The following is a 16,008-nucleotide window of genomic DNA, read 5'->3' on the forward strand; positions in this document are numbered from 1 at the left end:
TAATTAAAAGGATTTAGGCATATTGAGTTCGCGCTTTTTGTGAGTTGACAATATTCATGTTTAAAGGCTGTTTGCCTTGTTCAGAAAATAAATATTGAACTAATTGTGTTAACTCAACTTCAAGTTGTGCTTTTTGAGCAGCACTCATATCCAGTTTTTTAACTTGCTCGTGCAAATGTTTAATTGCATCAGTCTCTTCAATTTCTAAAAATTGAATCGCATAGGCATAACCCAAAGCAGCACCTTTTAATAGGTTTTTATAAGGTAAATCATGTGCGATATTTACCTCAATTGATGCGATTACTCTTTCATTATGAGTTAACTTGCGAAGTGGATCTCGTGCCACTCTTTGACAAGGATCTTTAAAAGCATATTCACATGAGTCTAGAAAGCTTTGTGCCATGCGGTCCAGATCTTTTGCATAATTAGGTAATACAATTGCAAGCCCTTGCTGTACTTCTCTAATTAAGTTTTCTGCAAACACTTTAACTGAATGATCCCCCATGGCAACACCAATAGACTCATAACCTAGTAAAGATGCGTACCAAGCAAGCATGGCATGCACGCCATTCCATAGTCGGTTTTTGATTAATTGAATGTCTGTAATCTGATTAACCAAGACAACTTGACGCAACTTTTCAAGTAAAGGGCTGCCTTTTTCTACATAAATTGGCATATCCGTTTCGCTATGAAACAGAATTAGATCCATGCTTTGTAATATATGGCCTGGCTGAAAATTACGGCGCATGTTATCAACATATAAAGATGCCTGATTTTGCTGATCTTGAGTCAATTTATTACAGTCTTCAATTTCGATTTGTTCCTCGTTTTCCACATCTTCTAAATGCTGTTCAAGAAAATTATGCTTAATACGAAGTTGGCGATATAAATTTTGATTAGATAGCTTTGAAACCATACGGTTTACAACGGTGTCGCAAAAGTAATGTTCTTTTAAAATATGCTCAGTCACATCTTCATCGTTGGTCAACTCTAGTAGAGCTTCTCTAAGATGCTTCATAACTAAATATTTCGCGCCGACTTTATTTAAAATAATTAGAAAAGTTAGTGGTTCAATACATGCTTCAAGTGATGAGTTAAAACGTGCATATAACCCTTTTGCAATTATTTTTGCCTCAACTTCGATGGCCTGTTCGGGTAAACAAAGTGCAATTAAACTTGAATGAGTATACATCTCCAACATTTGTTGTTCATTTTCAGAATCAACAATGGTCATATTCTCAATACGTTCATCATAAGAAAATTGCCCATAGCGAATGCTATATGTTCCAAATGCATTTACGGCTTCTCGAAAAAGACTATTACGTGTTGAAGCAATAATTCTTTTTGGTTTTGTGTACCCATCCCAATGTGACAAGATTTGCGCTACATAACCACCGCCAATAGCACCGAAACCATGTATTCCCACTGTCAGTTGATTCAGACTTTGCGGAAAAGTTTCCTGCATTTCTGGCATGTCCATAACAGGGATAAATTGGTCGAGATCGGTTAAAAAGTCATACATCTGATCATAATAAAAATGTGCTTTTTCCAGCATTTCGTCATTTGGTTCTTTAATATCTTTTAATAAAATCGTTAAACCTTTTGAAGTGTGAGCTGAAGTTAAACCATTTTCAGAATCTTCAAACATAAGACACTGGTTAGCGTCCAAGTGAAGTTGACTAGCAGCTTTTAAAAAGATTTCTGGATGCGGCTTTCCTTGCTCTACTTCATCACCACAGGTAATCACATCAAAAAATTTATAAACATTCGCATTAATTAAATATTCTTCAGCAATTGCCCTACGGCTTGAAGTCGCAACAGCCATTCTTAAACCCGATTTTCGTAAACGCTCTAAAACTTGAACTAAACCCTTTTTGATAGGTACGCCGTGTTTTCGAATATATTCGAGTTCCATCTCATCAGCTTTTTTTCGAATTTCTTTATATGGAACATTTACGCCATATAGACGTTGCGCCAATTGCTCAGCAGTAGTTGCACTTAAACCTAAACATTGCATTAAATATTCGTGTGAAAACTCCTGTCCAATGAGTTCTTGAGATGCCTGTTGCAATGTTTGAAACCGTAATCGCTCAGTGTCAAACATTGTCCCATCCATATCGAAGATAGCTCCGTGAACAGGTTTTCCATGAAAAATAAGCACGTTTTTACCTCTTTTTTTGATCATGTTTTATTCAGGGTATACAAAAAAACGGCTAAAAAGGCAGGATGTTAATAAATGAAACATTAGTGGTTATTTTTTAATCAAAAATATAATCGATCTGTTACTGTGTAGAGTTAAATATCCAAAATAGTTGAAATGTATAAATAACTATGAAATTAACTTTAACTACAAAAGCAGCAGGCCATCCTCGCCTGCTGCTTTTGATTAGTTCTTTTTGTTGCGCTGATAGTATTTATTTTTCTTAGTTCCATTTACCGCTACTTGCACCCGCATATTTTTATAATGTCGCGCAGGTGTCACATACCAGGAATCAACTCACCTTTTTCAACACCATTGTTATTGGAGTCTCTGGTATAACTTTAAATCGCCTAAAACTTAGCATTACAGTAGTAGACGTTAATCTTAATTACTAGAACGTTTCTCAACCTTCAATATAGATAATGATAATCATTTGCATTTAATAATGCAAGTTTATTTTATTATTTTTTTAAATTTATTAAGGAATACCTATGATTTATAGATATTCCCTATCTCACTTCACATTAATAATTAAATGTATAACTGAGGCCGTAAGTACGTCCTTCAGCTGGTATACTTTCTACAAGACCATATACTTTTTCTGCTTGTTGACTATAGACAGTTCGATAGTCTCTATTCCAAACATTATATACACCAAAATCTATACGTCCTTTCCAAGCTGGAAAATGAGCCAAAACATCCATCGTGCTATAGCCTTTAATTTTTACAGCTGAAAGTGAACCATCTTTTACTGCTTCATTTGTACCTTTTATAGCAAGCATTTGCACACGAGCGCCATAACCCTCATCGCTACTCCATTCGGCAAAAACCGTACCTTTTATTGGTGAAACTTGAAAAGCATTCAACTCTTTCCATTTACCATCCGTATCTTTATATTGACCTCGCGTATAACCAAGTGTTCCCCCAACTTTAAACTCTTCCATAAATGGATAGGTCGCCGTTAGTTCAGCACCATATACACGCTGGTCTTTGTCCATAACCTCAGCAACAGTTTCTTTATTACTGTTCTTGTAGAATTGAACAACTTTGTCTGAGGTATTATAGAAACCCGTTATACCTAGATTTAGACTCTGCTCTCCTTGTAAACGCCAGCCTAATTCATAGCTGTTTACACTAATAGGTTGGATATTAGCGGTTGATATATTAAATGCATCACGCATCATCCGTTGTACATCTGGAAAGCTAAAACCTTGAGAGAAATTAGCAAATATTTGCTGCTCATCTGTTAATTTATATATCGTTCCCAAATTGAATAAAACAGCATCGTCATTTACAGATCCGCTTGTTTGTATCCCATTTTTAGTCGAATACTGTTCTGTTTCAGCTTTAATATATTGGTAACGAGTACCAGCCTGGACATTCATACGGTCTGTTAAAGCGTAATCACCTTGTATAAAAACGCCAGCACTTTGAATTGTTGTATTTGGACCGGCATCGGAAGTTTTACCTGTAGGTTTATAGGTCAAACCTGTATTAAATGCTGTGAAATGCTCGTAGTATTGATGATCTTTTTCATGTTCATAATCTAAGCCATAAGTTAGATTAAGCTCACGATTCATAATATTTAAATCACTTTGTACTGTTGAGCGCAGACCAGCCACTTCGATTTCAGATTGAGATTGTTTTGCTTCCGTACCTTCCCCTCCTAAAAAGACTGGAAAGAAACGAGCATCTTCTTTACGGTAATATCCTTCTAAATTTAAGACCTGACCTAAAATATCTTTATTTTGGTATTGAGTGTTGAATGCATAGCGCTCTGTAAAAGGCTGATTAGATATTTCTAAACCCTTTTTCCCAATATATGAGTTAGGCGCTCCTCCATAAATATAATTTTTCCCATAATCAGGACCATAATTCGTATCTTGTTCATCTTTATAATATTGCGAACCCAAACTTAGTGATTGGTTATCAGTTAAATCTATATTTATACGACTATTAATATCAATTGTATCAGTATCAGGACGGCTACCTTGCATAGGTGCTATAGCAATACGATCACCATGGCTATCGAACTGAGATCCGCGACTAGTGAAATTAGCCCCTAAAAAACCATTTACATTATCTTTATTAAATGAAATGGATTGGCCAATTTCATAAGCTAGACTATCACTCCGAAATGTATCGGAAGACGTAATACCAAGTTTAGTTTCAAAACTTACTGGTTTAGTCGAATCAGCACGTTTCGTAATAATATTAATAATCCCGCCGGTAGAACCTGATCCATAAATACTTGTAGCTCCTGAAAGGACTTCAATACGTTCAATCATGCCTGGACTAATACTATTTAGTTGCCGAGCAACATCGCGTGAGCCATTTTGCGATACGCCGTCAATCATAATCATGACCTCACGACCACGCATTGTTTGCCCATAGTTGGTAGTTGTTCCACTACTCACCCCAAGTGATGGAACCAACTGAGCCAATATATCGGCAATTTTTCGTCCAGCAGTTGCCTGTTGTTCAATTTGCTGCTTTTCAATCGTTTGAACTGTGCCTGCAATTTCAGCAATATTTTTTGGCGTCCTTGTCGCCGTCACTATAATTTTTTGCAATTGAGCTACAGGCTTTTGTGTCGGTTGATTATTAAGGGCTGCCTTTTCAATACTTGTATTTGCATAAACCTGCTGCGCAAATATTGCTGCTAGAGCAATACAACAAGGTTTTAATTTAAAATATCGTGATTCTGCACACATCAGATGATTTGAGTTAGCCCCAACCTTTTTGTATCGATGCATTTTCCCTTTCTCCAAACCCAAAAGTTATTAGATAGTTATAAGGCTCGGGATAATACTAAATATAAATAATAATGAGAATTGTTTTTATTAAAATAACTTGATTTAATACTACCAATCTTAAAATTAGTTAATTTAATGAGATAAGAAAAAGATTTATTTTACTCATCAAGTACATCAACAAATTGAGCATTTAAGAGTTGTGCTAGATCTTTCGGGTTTAAGCCAATATCTAGTCCCCGTTTTCCTCCACTCACATAGATTTTGCTGAACGCTTGTGCAGATGCATCAATAACGGTTTTTAAACGCTTCTTTTGACCTAAAGGACTAATCCCTCCGACCAAATACCCCGTTAAACGTTCAGCGTCTTTTGGATTGGCCATTTGCAATTTTTTGCAGCCAAACGCCGTAGCCACTTTTTTTAAATTTAATTGATGATTAACTGGCAATACTGCAACAAAAAAATTCTTATCATCGCTAACCATCAATGTTTTGAATACTTCCCTTACATCTAAATTTAGTTTTTCTGCTGCTTCTAATCCAAAACTTTTAGCATTTGAATCATGTTCATATTCATGAATAGAAAATTCGATTTTATTACTTTTTAACAGTCTACATGCAGGAGTCATAATAAGTAGTGTTATAGATGAAATTATTTGGATTATAGGTTTTTTAGAAAAATTTTTAAATTTGCTTAGGCTATTTACAAGAATTACATAAAAAATCAAACAGCAACTGAATAAAAAATAATCTCAACTTGATATTCATGGCTCGACTCCATATATTTTATTTAGATTTAAGTCTGAGCTGACAATTTTATGAGTTATAAACACAACAATCTGATGGCTATGCGCCACCGTTTTTGGGATGAATCTTCAGATTATGTCTTAAATGAAAAGCAGTTTTTACAGCAGACGTTAATTGAACAAGGCATCTTTAATAATGCAACACTCGAGGATGTTAAGTATTTTTTCTATACCTTACCCAGCATTATTATTGTAAAAGCTCATGCACTTGGTTTTATGCATGATTCAGTCAAACAAATGTTATTACAGCATATTCAGTCCAATCGCCTTCACTTAATGCAGAAGTCTGAATTAAAGATCCAATTTAAAATGTAATTTAAGTTTTTGTGAAAGATCTGTTTTTACCCTAGTTTTACTCACCTGAACGCTGTAAGTTTCTTAAATTTTAAAATTGCTTAGGCTATTTTAAATTAATGAAATAAAGATAGCCATTTCGACTGATCATTCAGTCTGAGAGAACTATTTTAATACGCTCAAAACATGTAATATTCGTTACAATTTTAGATCACCAGCGTTTGGCTGCATGATGCGCATAGGATTCTATTTTCATGTCAAATCAGAAAGATAAGCTTAAGAGTTTAAAAACTTCTTCCATGGATCGACGCTTATCAATCGCGAAAGCTTCTTTACTTGCAGGAACACGTTGGGCAACTGCAAGTGCCTCTTCTTTATTTTCTAATGAGGAAGAAAAAGAAAAGAAACGCAAAAAAGCGATGAGCGAGCAAGCTAATTATCTGGTTTCTGAAATAGGTAAACTTAAGGGTTCTATTGTTAAGATTGGCCAAATGATGGCCCTTTATGGTGAACATTTTTTACCTGAAGAAATTACACAAGCATTAAACACCTTAAATAACCAGACAGTTGCTTTGGATTGGCCTGCAATTAAGCCGCACCTTCAAGAGCAATTGGGCGCTAAATTAAATGATTTAACAATTGATCATGAGCCAATTGGTACGGCCTCTCTCGCACAAGTACACCGTGCAACGCGTAAATCAGATGGTTTAGAGTTAGTTTTAAAGATTCAATATCCAGGCGTTGCAAATGCTATTGACTCCGATATGAGCTTGTTTAAAAACATGCTTAAACTGACGCGTATGGTTCCACAAACCCGTGAATTTGATCAGTGGTTTGATGAAGTACGTGAAATGATGCATCGCGAAGTTGACTATGATGTTGAAGCTGCCACTACTCGTCGCTTTGCTGAACGCTTAAAAGATGATGAGCGTTATATTGTCCCTACAATTGTAGATGAATATTGCACTAATCAAGTGCTCTGCATGACTTTTGAACGTGGTGTGCCAATTAATAGTCCTGTGATGTTGTCATTACCTCAAGAACGTCGTAATCAACTCGGTGAAGCGTCATTAGAGATTGCGGTTCGTGAAATTTTTGAATGGGGTGAAATGCAAACTGACCCTAACTTTGGTAATTACCTTGTTCGTTTAGGTAATGGCCAAGACATTCAAGACAAAATTGTATTATTAGATTTTGGTGCTATTCGCCAGTTTGATGAACACTTGCTATCAGTTGCCCGTCAACTCATTCAGGCAGGTTATCAACATAATAAAGATGTAATGGTCAAAGCCATGACTGGTTACGAGTTCTTTGATGCGATGCCTGAAAGTATTAAACCAGGTATGGCTGATGTCTTTTTACTTGCAACAGAAGCATTCAGTACTCCTGCAAATAACCCAGATATGCCCGCTGGTCTTATGGATGAACACGAACGTTATGACTGGAAGAAAAGCCAGCTTCATAGCCGTGTTATGCAACAAGCTAGTAAATCAATGGCTTCACGTTATTTTTCAGTTCCGCCAAAAGAGTTTATGTTTATTAGCCGTAAATTCATTGGAGCCTACACATTTATGACGGTTATTGATGCAAAAACCAATGTGCGACGTATGATTCGTAACTTTGCTTGATTTAATGAAAGACTAGAATGATTCCATGTCATTCTAGTCACTCCTTCTCGGCTCCCCAACATTACAATTATTTTAAATAAATAAAATCAAAAACTTATAATTTTCTTATTTTCTATTTACCATTTATCTACTCATTTTTCGAATGTCAGTAACGACATAGTTTTTTAATATAAGGCGTGTCAGCATAAAACAATAACAATATGTTAGGACACCATAATCATGACAAGTATGATCAATAAAGCTCAGGGTTTGGGTTTATCGCTGATCACAAGATTGGCTGGAAGCGATGTACTTGATCAACTCAAGTTGCGTAAATTTGTTGAAAAATCTCTTTATCAAGGTTCAAAAGTTGGCTTTAGAGCATTAACGCAGACTCAAAAAACATTTAAGCCCAAGCAAATCTCTCAACAACGTTTACCTCGCCAACAAAAAAATTTATTTGATTTAAGTTTAACCGAAGAACAACAAATGACTTCTGAAGCAATGTCTCAATTTGCTCAAGAGGTTTTATTGGGGTTAGCTCATGATGCCGATCAGGAAGCTCAGTTTCCTGAAAGTCTTTGGCAATATGTTGAAGATTTAGGACTTAACTACTATGCACTTCCAGAAGCACTCGGTGGAGTAGCGGCCGAACAAAATATCGTTAGTAACTTGTTAATTGCTGAAAAACTAGCTGAAGGTGATTTCAGCCTTACAGCAGGATTACTCAGTACATTTAGCGTTATTAATGCAATCACACGTTGGGGTTCTACTGAAGTTCAGTCGATGTACCTACCATGTTTTGCAGAAGACTCAGACATTACAGCAACTTTTGCTGTTCAAGAAACAACTCCAGCATTTAATGCTTATGCTTTAAAAACAAAAGCATCACTTGAAAATGATAAGTTTTTTATTGATGGGGAAAAAACATTAGTGATTTTAGGCGATTTAGCTGATGTATTTTTAGTAAGTGCAGACTTTAACGGTAAACCAGATGTATTCGTCGTGCAGTGTAATGAAACAATTTCAATAAAAAACACTCCGGCCATGGGTCTTAAAGCGACAGAAACAGCAACTCTTCGCTTTAATCACACTCCTGCTCTACGTTTAGGTGCAACAGATTTTGATTACACAGCCTTTGTAGATTTAGGCAACTTAGTGTGGTGTGCAATGGCTGTAGGTACATGTGAAGCTGTAAAAGCTTACTGTATTAAATATGCCAATGAACGAACCGCGTTCGGTGAACCTATTTCACATCGTCAAAGTGTCGCTTTCATGATTGCAGATATGGCAATTGAAATTGATGCAATGCGTATGTTGATTTTAAATGCAGCAAGCCTTGCAGAGTCAGGCAAGCCATTTCACCGCGAAGCTTACTTAGCCCATCTACTTTGTGCTGAAAAATCCATGAAAATTGGCACAGACGGTGTGCAAATTCTTGGTGGACATGGTTTCACAAAAGAACATCCTGTTGAACGTTGGTACCGCGATTTACGGGCTACTGCAATTTTACAATCTGGCTTACATGCTTAAAAGATCAATCAGAGGATACTTTAATGAATTTACAAAATCCTAAAAAATTCAAAATGATGATTGATCAAGCACATGATGTTGCGATCAATGTTTTACGCCCTATTTCTCGTAAATATGATAAAGCTGAACATGCATATCCAAAAGAACTTGATATGCTTGCCTCCCTCATTGATGGCATGAATGAAGGTGGTGAAGGAATTAATGCTGGTGCTGCGGGTGCTGGAAAGCGCGGTGATACCGACAATGAAGGTATTCGCAATGGAACCAACATGTCGACCGCTCTTGGAATTATTGAGATGTGTTATGGCGATACAGGCTTATTACTGAGTATGCCTCGTCAGGGTCTTGGAAACTCAGCAATTGCTGCTGTGGCAAATGATGAACAATTGGAGCGTTTCAAAGGAACATGGGCAGCAATGGCCATCACCGAACCGGGTTGTGGCTCCGACTCTGCCGCTATCCGTACCACAGCAACCAAAGATGGTAATGACTATATTTTAAATGGTGAAAAGATTTTTGTGACCTCTGGCGAACGTGCAGACTCTGTCGTTGTTTGGGCCACACTTGATCGTAAACTTGGCCGTGCAGCGATTAAATCATTTGTAGTGCCCAAAGGTACGCCTGGCATGAAGGTCGAACGCCTCGAACATAAATTAGGAATTAAAGCATCAGATACGGCAGTGATTAGTTTTATTGACTGCCGTGTACCTGCTGAGAACCTTTTGGGTAATGCCGAAGTGGATGTTGCTAAAGGTTTCGCCGGAGTAATGGAAACTTTTGACAATACTCGGCCTTTAGTTGCAGCAATGGCAATCGGTTGTGCAAAAGCTTCACTAGAGCGTATTAAAGAGATTTTTAAAGATCAGCTTGATCCTGATTACTCGACTCCCTACCTACATGCTTCTAACCTTGCAGCTCAAATCTACCATATGGAGGCTGAATGGGAAGCTGCTCGTCTGCTCATGTTAAAAGCAACATGGATGGCTGATAACAAAAAGCCAAACTCTAAAGAAGCTTCTATTGCAAAAGCAAAAGCAGGTCGTGTTGGTAACGAGATCACTTTAAAATGTGTCGAGTTAGCAGCAAGTGTTGGCTATAACGAAGACGAACTACTTGAGAAATGGGCACGTGATTCAAAAATTCTTGATATTTTTGAAGGTACTCAGCAAATTCAACAATTAATTATTGCGCGTCGTGAGCTTGGTAAATCTTCAAGTGAATTAAAATAAGAGCATCGCAAGGGAGTTTAAATTCCCTTGCTGCTTAGTACTACCATCTATAGGCAAAATAAAAACCCTCTAATCACATGATTAGAGGGTTTGGTATTTCAGGAATATATATTATTTATTCAACTTTTATGTTTCTAATGATTGATCTACTGCACCAAATTTTTTGAAGATTTTTGCACGTCTTTTTGGTGAAATATTCGCTTTATTCAAATCACCTTTATAGTGATCAAAAACTCGCTTATCCATTATTTTGAACCACAACGAAGGAATTAACGCAGGTAATAACATACTTGCATAACCACTTGGTAATTCTGGTGCCTCATCAAAATGACGTAATGCTTGGAATGGACGAGTCGGATAAGCATGATGATCTGAGTGACGCTGCAACTGGTACAGAAATAAGTTTGTTACTACGTTATTGTTGTTCCAGCTATGCTCTGGCATTGTGCGCTCATATTGACCATTTTCTTTTTTCTGACGTAATAAACCATAATGTTCAATATAGTTAATAATTTCAAAAAGACTAATGCCATAAAATGCTTGTGTCGCTAAATATGGAATTGTACTTTTACCAAAAATTCCAACCATAGAGGCATGAAAAGCAGCACTCATTCCCCAACCTTGTAATAATTCATTATCTGCTGACCAGAACTCTTTTCCTTTACGTTTTAAACGATTCTTCTCAATTTCAATTGCAGACTTAAAAGAACCTACAACTGTACGTGGCCAGAACTCATAAAATGTTTCGCCCATACGTGAAGAAGCCGGATCTTCAGGAGTTGCTGCACGTTTATGGTGTCCATAAGGATGTTCGATACGGAAATGGTTATAACCTGTAGGAACCAAAGCAAGATGAGATAAAATATGATCAATACGATCATGCTTATGGCTTAATTCATGGGCTGTATTAATTGCAATACCATTAATTGCACCCATTGAAATACCAAGCAAAATTTTATCAATAAATGAAGTAGTTTTACGGCTTGTTAAATAACATGCGTAAACGTTTGCTGCATATTGTAATGGGATAAAGCTCTTCACTAAACGTGAGTAATACGGATCTTTTTCAAGAAGCTTAATTTCTTCATCGGTTGGATTACGTGCATCCTTCCCAATAACAGTATCAATTGCAGGGATCACAACATGTAATAAAAGTGGACCACCTAAAGCGAAAACTTTTTTTAATGGGCGTGGACCAAAATGGTAACCAGCTAAAATACCTAAACCAATTACAGGTAGAGCTGGACTAATCATCCATAAATAGCGCTTACGATCTATCTCACGCATAGACGCTGGCACTGGCATAAGTTCTTGCTGAACATTTACTGGTGCATTCATAGTCATATTTCCTTTTTCTATATATCTATATAGTTAAAGAAATAGTACTTACTTAACAGTAGTAACCGTCCAAAAAACCTATTTCAAAGTCTTTGGCATTTTCTTCCACTTTTTTGTCCTAAAAACACATGTTGATCTATTCTCATAGCTCACTATAATTTTATTAAAATAATGATTGATCATTTAAAGATGGATGCACTAAGTAAATTTTTTGATGATATTCACCTTAACAAGTCTGAATACATCTATTTAAAAGCACAAGGAGAATGGGCTTTTAAAACACAAGATCAATCTGCTTTACTTGCTTATATTGTTTTAACTGGTTCAGTATATATTCAACTTAATGCGTCAGAAAAAATAATTGCCACAGCTGGTGATATTATTTTAATTCCTTCTGGAAAAGCACATAATGCCACCGACTCAAAATCAACAGCAACTAAATTAGTAGATTCTCTAGATATTACTTCACTTTTTAATGGCCATAGACAAGACGCGATCGAGTTTGGTACTTCTTCTCCAGATAAAACATTATTACTATGTTTACGCTGTCAGATCGATACTCATATGGCAGGTCCTTTGATTAATGCATTGCCTTCTATCATGCATATTCAGCACGAAAATCAAACCAACCCACCAGAATGGCTACAAATTGGGCTTTATTTTTTAGCAATTGAAACTCAAAAAATCAGGCCGGGACATGACAAAATTATTGATCATTTAGTCAGTATTCTTCTCATTGAATGTATTCGTGATCATGTTCAACAAATGACAGATCAACAAAACTGGCTAAGTGCGTTAACCCATCCTGAATTGAGTAATGCCCTATCCGCTATTCATAGCCAACCAGAAGTCGCTTGGACAGTTGAATCTTTAGCAGAACGATGCTGTATGTCACGATCCAAATTCGCAAATCTATTTAATAGTATTATTGGGGAACCACCTCTAACTTATTTGCAACATTACCGTTTTCGTTTAGCAAGTCAGTACTTACGCACAAGTAATTTTTCAATTCAGCAAATATCAAACAAAGTCGGCTATTCATCCGAAACTGCTTTTAGTCAGGCCTTTAAAAGAATTTTTGATTTATCACCTAAACAATATCGACAGCAATATATCGAACATCATCTCGATTAATAGAAAATAAAAAAAGCGCCGAAGCGCTTTTTTTATTTGATCAAATTATTATTTAATTTTTGCATGTGATTTTAAATATTGGCTGTAATCTTCCAATATTTGTTGACCACGAGATTGACGATAAAGTTGTTTTAGCTGTTGTAATTGATCAGCAGGAATAGCATTAGCGGCTGATGAATTTACATTTGAAACTGCAACGACTACCAGCTCATTTGGCAAGTTTGCTGTTGTAACAGACCACATACCCGGTTTTGGGGTAGCTAAACTAAATGCTGCACGTTCAATTTCACGCTTTAAACCCTGTGAACGACTAAATACGCCAGCTGATTCAAATGCGACTTTATTTTTAGCAACTACTTGTTCTGCTGGTTGAGTTTTAAACTCAGTCAACATGGTAGCAATTTTTGCTTGGGCTGCTTTACGCGCTTTTGCATCGATAACTTTGGCTTTTGCTTCATTCATCGCTTGCGCTAATGGTTTTACACCAGCTGCGTGGTAATCACGCACTTTAACCCATACCGTATCACCATTTGCTAATTGAATATTAGATGATGCATTACGGTCACCATTTTTCACATCATCATTAAATAACTTAATTTTGACACTTGGATCACTTAAATATGGGTTTTGAGTTGCTAAAGTTACACCATTCAATGATTCAACTTTTGCACCTTTTACTTCTTGTACAACAGCTTCTAAAGAATCATTACCAACAATTGTTTCATTCAAACTGTTTACGGCATCTGAATAAACCGTAGCAACTTTATTCTTTTCAACCTCAGCCGTTAAACGCGCTTTCTCAGCTTCAAATGAAGGGATTTGGTTAGCTTGAGTTTCTGCTTCAATAATATGATAACCATATTGTGTTTTTACTGGCTGCGAAACTTGTCCATTTTTCAAACTTAAAACAGTTTTATCAAATGCATCCGAGAAAACACCTGAAGCATATGCTTCAACTAAACCACCTTTTGCTTTTGAACTAGGATCTTCAGAGAACTGCGATGCAGCTTGTGCAAACGAAAGACCACCCTGAATTTTCGCATAAACTTCTTTTGCAAGTTTTTGAGCAGCGGCATCATCACGAGCATCAGTAGTAATTAAAATGTGCTTTACAGTTCGTTTAGCATCTTTTTTCTGAGTTTCAACAAACTTTGCATAAGCTTGCTGAAGTTCAGCTTCGGTTGCAGGAGCTGGTTTAGTCATCATTGATGGAGATAAGACAACATAATCAACATCAACTGAAGCCTGTTGCTTAAATTCATTTTGATGCTTGTTATAGTAATCTGTAGCTTCTTGATTAGATGCCGTTAAACCTGTTTTGTAAGCATCTAATTTAATACTAGCTAAATGTAACGTACGTTGTTCAGTTTGCAAATTCGCAATTTGCATTAGATCAACTTTGCTTACTAAAGAGTAATCAGCAAACGTTGACGTTAACATTTTCAAAGCATGATCTTGACGTAGGCTTGCTATTAAACCCTGACTCGTCATGCCAATAGAACGTAAGTAATTTTCATAGAGTTTTTGTGAGAATTGACCATTCTCTTGCAAACTAGGCTGCTGAGCTAACATTTGCTCAATTTGAGCATCACTCAAAGAGATACCTAATTTTTCTGCTTGCTGTATTAATAGATTACGTGACACCAAAATATCGAGTGCCTTAGCCTGAATGACAGGCAAATTAAGTAAACTTTCATCCCCTTTAACAGCAGCTAAATATTGTTCTTTGTAAGACTGAGTTAAAGTTTCAAGGTCTTTTTTAGATATTTCTTGGCCGTTTACTGTTTTTGCAACATCAGCCTTGTTTCCCCTATTAAAATATCCTTCAATACCTACAAGTGCTAAAGGGGTCAAAAACAAAATTAGAAGGACTTTGCCGAGCCAACCCTTAATGACTGTACGAAACGATTCCATAAGTATTCCAATATTTTATTTCGAGGAGAATTTTAACTGAAAAACCACAATCAATGAATGAGCAATATTGGTCAATTCAGATATTTAATAAAAAACGCGCCTATATTGGCGCGTTTATTCATCTTAAAAGATTAAGCTACTGAATCTTTAAGACCTTTACCAGCTTTAAAGCTAGGTACTTTAGTTGCTTTAATTTGAAGCTCTTCACCAGTTTTAGGGTTACGACCAGTGCGTGCAGCACGTTCTTTAACACTGAAAGTACCAAAACCAACTAAAGTTACTGTGTCACCTTTTTTAAGTGCTTCAGTAATTGACGCAATTGTCGCATCGAGTGCCTTGCCTGCATCAGTCTTAGATACTCCCCCTTTTTCAGCAATTGCATCGATTAATTCTGATTTATTCATGAATAAAACATCCTCTTAATATCGTTTGTTTAAGGTCCAAGGCTATAGTTTAAAAGGCCATGACGCCTTTATAGCAATGCTTTAGGGGAAAACGCAATACTAGAGCAGGGCTTTTAGCAAAAATAAATGCTAAAAAACTGTTATATATTTGCTAAATCCCAACATTTTTTTACTTTTTATTCAATTTTTCTTTCAAATGTTGATTTTCTTCTATTAAAGCATCCACCTTAATATGCAGTTGTACAAGCAGCTGTTCGATGTGTTGCAAATCTTTCGGCGTCACCAACCCAATACGGTTTAAAGAGTGATTAACACTCGTATCAAGAATCTTTTCTACTCTGTCTTTTGTTTCAGAAACAGACTCTTTTGCTTTTTCTGTGACCTTGCCAACAGTATTGTCTGCCAAGTCTCCAGTTTTTGATTCTAGCTCCTCACCCACTTTAACCAAAGAATCAAAGAGCTTATTTCCCTCTTCTTCCGCACGTGAAAAAGCACCAAGTCCTGCTAGCCAAATTTGCTTAGTATACTTCCTAAAATCTAAAGCTGATTTTCTTGAACTTTTTGATTTTAATTTATTTTTTTCTTCCGACTCTTCTATCTGGGTATCTGTATTTGCATTATCCATTAATCTAAACTCCTAATCAGATGAGAGAAATGATGACTGATTTGACCACAAAATATTTCTATAATATCAAAGTAAAGACTTGATCCATTTACAAAACTGTTCTACAAAGCAAATAAGTCATGTAAATATATTTAACACGACATTGTGTTAAGTTTGGGATAGGATGTCCCA

General features: G+C 36.3%; 12 protein-coding genes. 5 read left to right on the top strand and 7 right to left on the bottom strand.

Translation table 11 applies throughout. The features are described from left to right. Window positions 1-13: 13 nt before the first annotated feature. The 3 genes from mtlD to ybaK form a co-directional block, all read right to left on the bottom strand. Entirely contained in the window at window positions 14-2,161 is a 2,148-nt protein-coding gene (gene mtlD / locus HMPREF0013_RS07520) for a bifunctional mannitol-1-phosphate dehydrogenase/phosphatase (protein WP_005802285.1), read from the bottom strand. Between the two features lie 563 nt (window positions 2,162-2,724). Then, window positions 2,725-4,956: a TonB-dependent receptor gene (locus tag HMPREF0013_RS07525; RefSeq protein WP_002122230.1), complete on the bottom strand. Its 2,232-nt coding sequence runs from the start codon at window positions 4,954-4,956 to the stop codon at window positions 2,725-2,727. A 158-nt stretch (window positions 4,957-5,114) separates the two neighbouring features. Continuing rightward, window positions 5,115-5,582: a Cys-tRNA(Pro) deacylase gene (gene ybaK / locus HMPREF0013_RS07530; RefSeq protein WP_002117920.1), complete on the bottom strand. Its 468-nt coding sequence runs from the start codon at window positions 5,580-5,582 to the stop codon at window positions 5,115-5,117. Window positions 5,583-5,771: 189 nt separating this feature from the next. Between ybaK and HMPREF0013_RS07535 the strand changes: the two genes are divergently transcribed. The 4 genes from HMPREF0013_RS07535 to HMPREF0013_RS07550 all read left to right on the top strand — a co-directional run bounded on the left by HMPREF0013_RS07535 (window position 5,772) and on the right by HMPREF0013_RS07550 (window position 10,422). Further along, window positions 5,772-6,074, top strand: coding sequence for a hypothetical protein (locus HMPREF0013_RS07535; RefSeq protein WP_005076193.1), 303 nt, complete (start codon window positions 5,772-5,774; stop codon window positions 6,072-6,074). A 233-nt stretch (window positions 6,075-6,307) separates the two neighbouring features. Beyond that, window positions 6,308-7,681 carry an ABC1 kinase family protein gene (locus HMPREF0013_RS07540; protein WP_002117909.1) on the top strand — a complete coding sequence of 458 codons (1,374 nt, stop codon included), beginning with the start codon at window positions 6,308-6,310 and terminating at the stop codon, window positions 7,679-7,681. 228 nt (window positions 7,682-7,909) lie between these two features. Then, entirely contained in the window at window positions 7,910-9,193 is a 1,284-nt protein-coding gene (locus HMPREF0013_RS07545) for an acyl-CoA dehydrogenase family protein (RefSeq protein ID WP_078210404.1), read from the top strand. A 23-nt stretch (window positions 9,194-9,216) separates the two neighbouring features. Continuing rightward, window positions 9,217-10,422, top strand: a complete 1,206-nt coding sequence (locus HMPREF0013_RS07550; protein WP_002117964.1) for an acyl-CoA dehydrogenase family protein — start codon at window positions 9,217-9,219, stop codon at window positions 10,420-10,422. A gap of 126 nt (window positions 10,423-10,548) precedes the next feature. Here the strand turns inward: HMPREF0013_RS07550 and HMPREF0013_RS07555 are convergent, their stop codons facing one another. Further along, window positions 10,549-11,760: an alkane 1-monooxygenase gene (locus HMPREF0013_RS07555; RefSeq protein ID WP_002117927.1), complete on the bottom strand. Its 1,212-nt coding sequence runs from the start codon at window positions 11,758-11,760 to the stop codon at window positions 10,549-10,551. Between the two features lie 189 nt (window positions 11,761-11,949). On the opposite strand from HMPREF0013_RS07555, the gene HMPREF0013_RS07560 reads away from it, so the two are divergent. Then, entirely contained in the window at window positions 11,950-12,894 is a 945-nt protein-coding gene (locus tag HMPREF0013_RS07560) for an AraC family transcriptional regulator (RefSeq protein ID WP_016803370.1), read from the top strand. Window positions 12,895-12,942: 48 nt separating this feature from the next. On the opposite strand, the gene HMPREF0013_RS07565 is transcribed toward HMPREF0013_RS07560, so the two are convergent. The 3 genes from HMPREF0013_RS07565 to HMPREF0013_RS07575 all read right to left on the bottom strand — a co-directional run bounded on the left by HMPREF0013_RS07565 (window position 12,943) and on the right by HMPREF0013_RS07575 (window position 15,837). Further along, window positions 12,943-14,808 carry a SurA N-terminal domain-containing protein gene (locus tag HMPREF0013_RS07565; protein ID WP_002117996.1) on the bottom strand — a complete coding sequence of 622 codons (1,866 nt, stop codon included), beginning with the start codon at window positions 14,806-14,808 and terminating at the stop codon, window positions 12,943-12,945. Window positions 14,809-14,939: 131 nt separating this feature from the next. Beyond that, window positions 14,940-15,212, bottom strand: coding sequence for an HU family DNA-binding protein (locus HMPREF0013_RS07570; RefSeq protein WP_001043034.1), 273 nt, complete (start codon window positions 15,210-15,212; stop codon window positions 14,940-14,942). A 169-nt stretch (window positions 15,213-15,381) separates the two neighbouring features. Next, the gene (locus HMPREF0013_RS07575; RefSeq protein WP_002117904.1) at window positions 15,382-15,837 is read right to left on the bottom strand and encodes a phasin family protein; all 456 of its coding nucleotides are present in this window, start codon (window positions 15,835-15,837) and stop codon (window positions 15,382-15,384) included. Between the last annotated feature and the right edge of the window lie 171 nt (window positions 15,838-16,008).

The organism is Acinetobacter sp. SH024 (assembly GCF_000163635.1).
Lineage (GTDB): Bacteria > Pseudomonadota > Gammaproteobacteria > Pseudomonadales > Moraxellaceae > Acinetobacter > Acinetobacter pittii.

Bases quoted from the DNA above. Each gene is read 5' to 3' on its own strand.
- HMPREF0013_RS07560 (WP_016803370.1), top strand. From the start codon at position 11,950: ATGGATGCACTAAGTAAATTTTTTGATGATATTCACCTTAACAAGTCT.
- HMPREF0013_RS07525 (WP_002122230.1), bottom strand. From the start codon at position 4,956: ATGCATCGATACAAAAAGGTTGGGGCTAACTCAAATCATCTGATGTGT.
- ybaK (WP_002117920.1), bottom strand. From the start codon at position 5,582: ATGACTCCTGCATGTAGACTGTTAAAAAGTAATAAAATCGAATTTTCT.
- HMPREF0013_RS07550 (WP_002117964.1), top strand. From the start codon at position 9,217: ATGAATTTACAAAATCCTAAAAAATTCAAAATGATGATTGATCAAGCA.
- HMPREF0013_RS07575 (WP_002117904.1), bottom strand. From the start codon at position 15,837: ATGGATAATGCAAATACAGATACCCAGATAGAAGAGTCGGAAGAAAAA.
- HMPREF0013_RS07545 (WP_078210404.1), top strand. From the start codon at position 7,910: ATGATCAATAAAGCTCAGGGTTTGGGTTTATCGCTGATCACAAGATTG.
- HMPREF0013_RS07565 (WP_002117996.1), bottom strand. From the start codon at position 14,808: ATGGAATCGTTTCGTACAGTCATTAAGGGTTGGCTCGGCAAAGTCCTT.
- HMPREF0013_RS07570 (WP_001043034.1), bottom strand. From the start codon at position 15,212: ATGAATAAATCAGAATTAATCGATGCAATTGCTGAAAAAGGGGGAGTA.
- HMPREF0013_RS07535 (WP_005076193.1), top strand. From the start codon at position 5,772: ATGAGTTATAAACACAACAATCTGATGGCTATGCGCCACCGTTTTTGG.
- HMPREF0013_RS07555 (WP_002117927.1), bottom strand. From the start codon at position 11,760: ATGAATGCACCAGTAAATGTTCAGCAAGAACTTATGCCAGTGCCAGCG.
- HMPREF0013_RS07540 (WP_002117909.1), top strand. From the start codon at position 6,308: ATGTCAAATCAGAAAGATAAGCTTAAGAGTTTAAAAACTTCTTCCATG.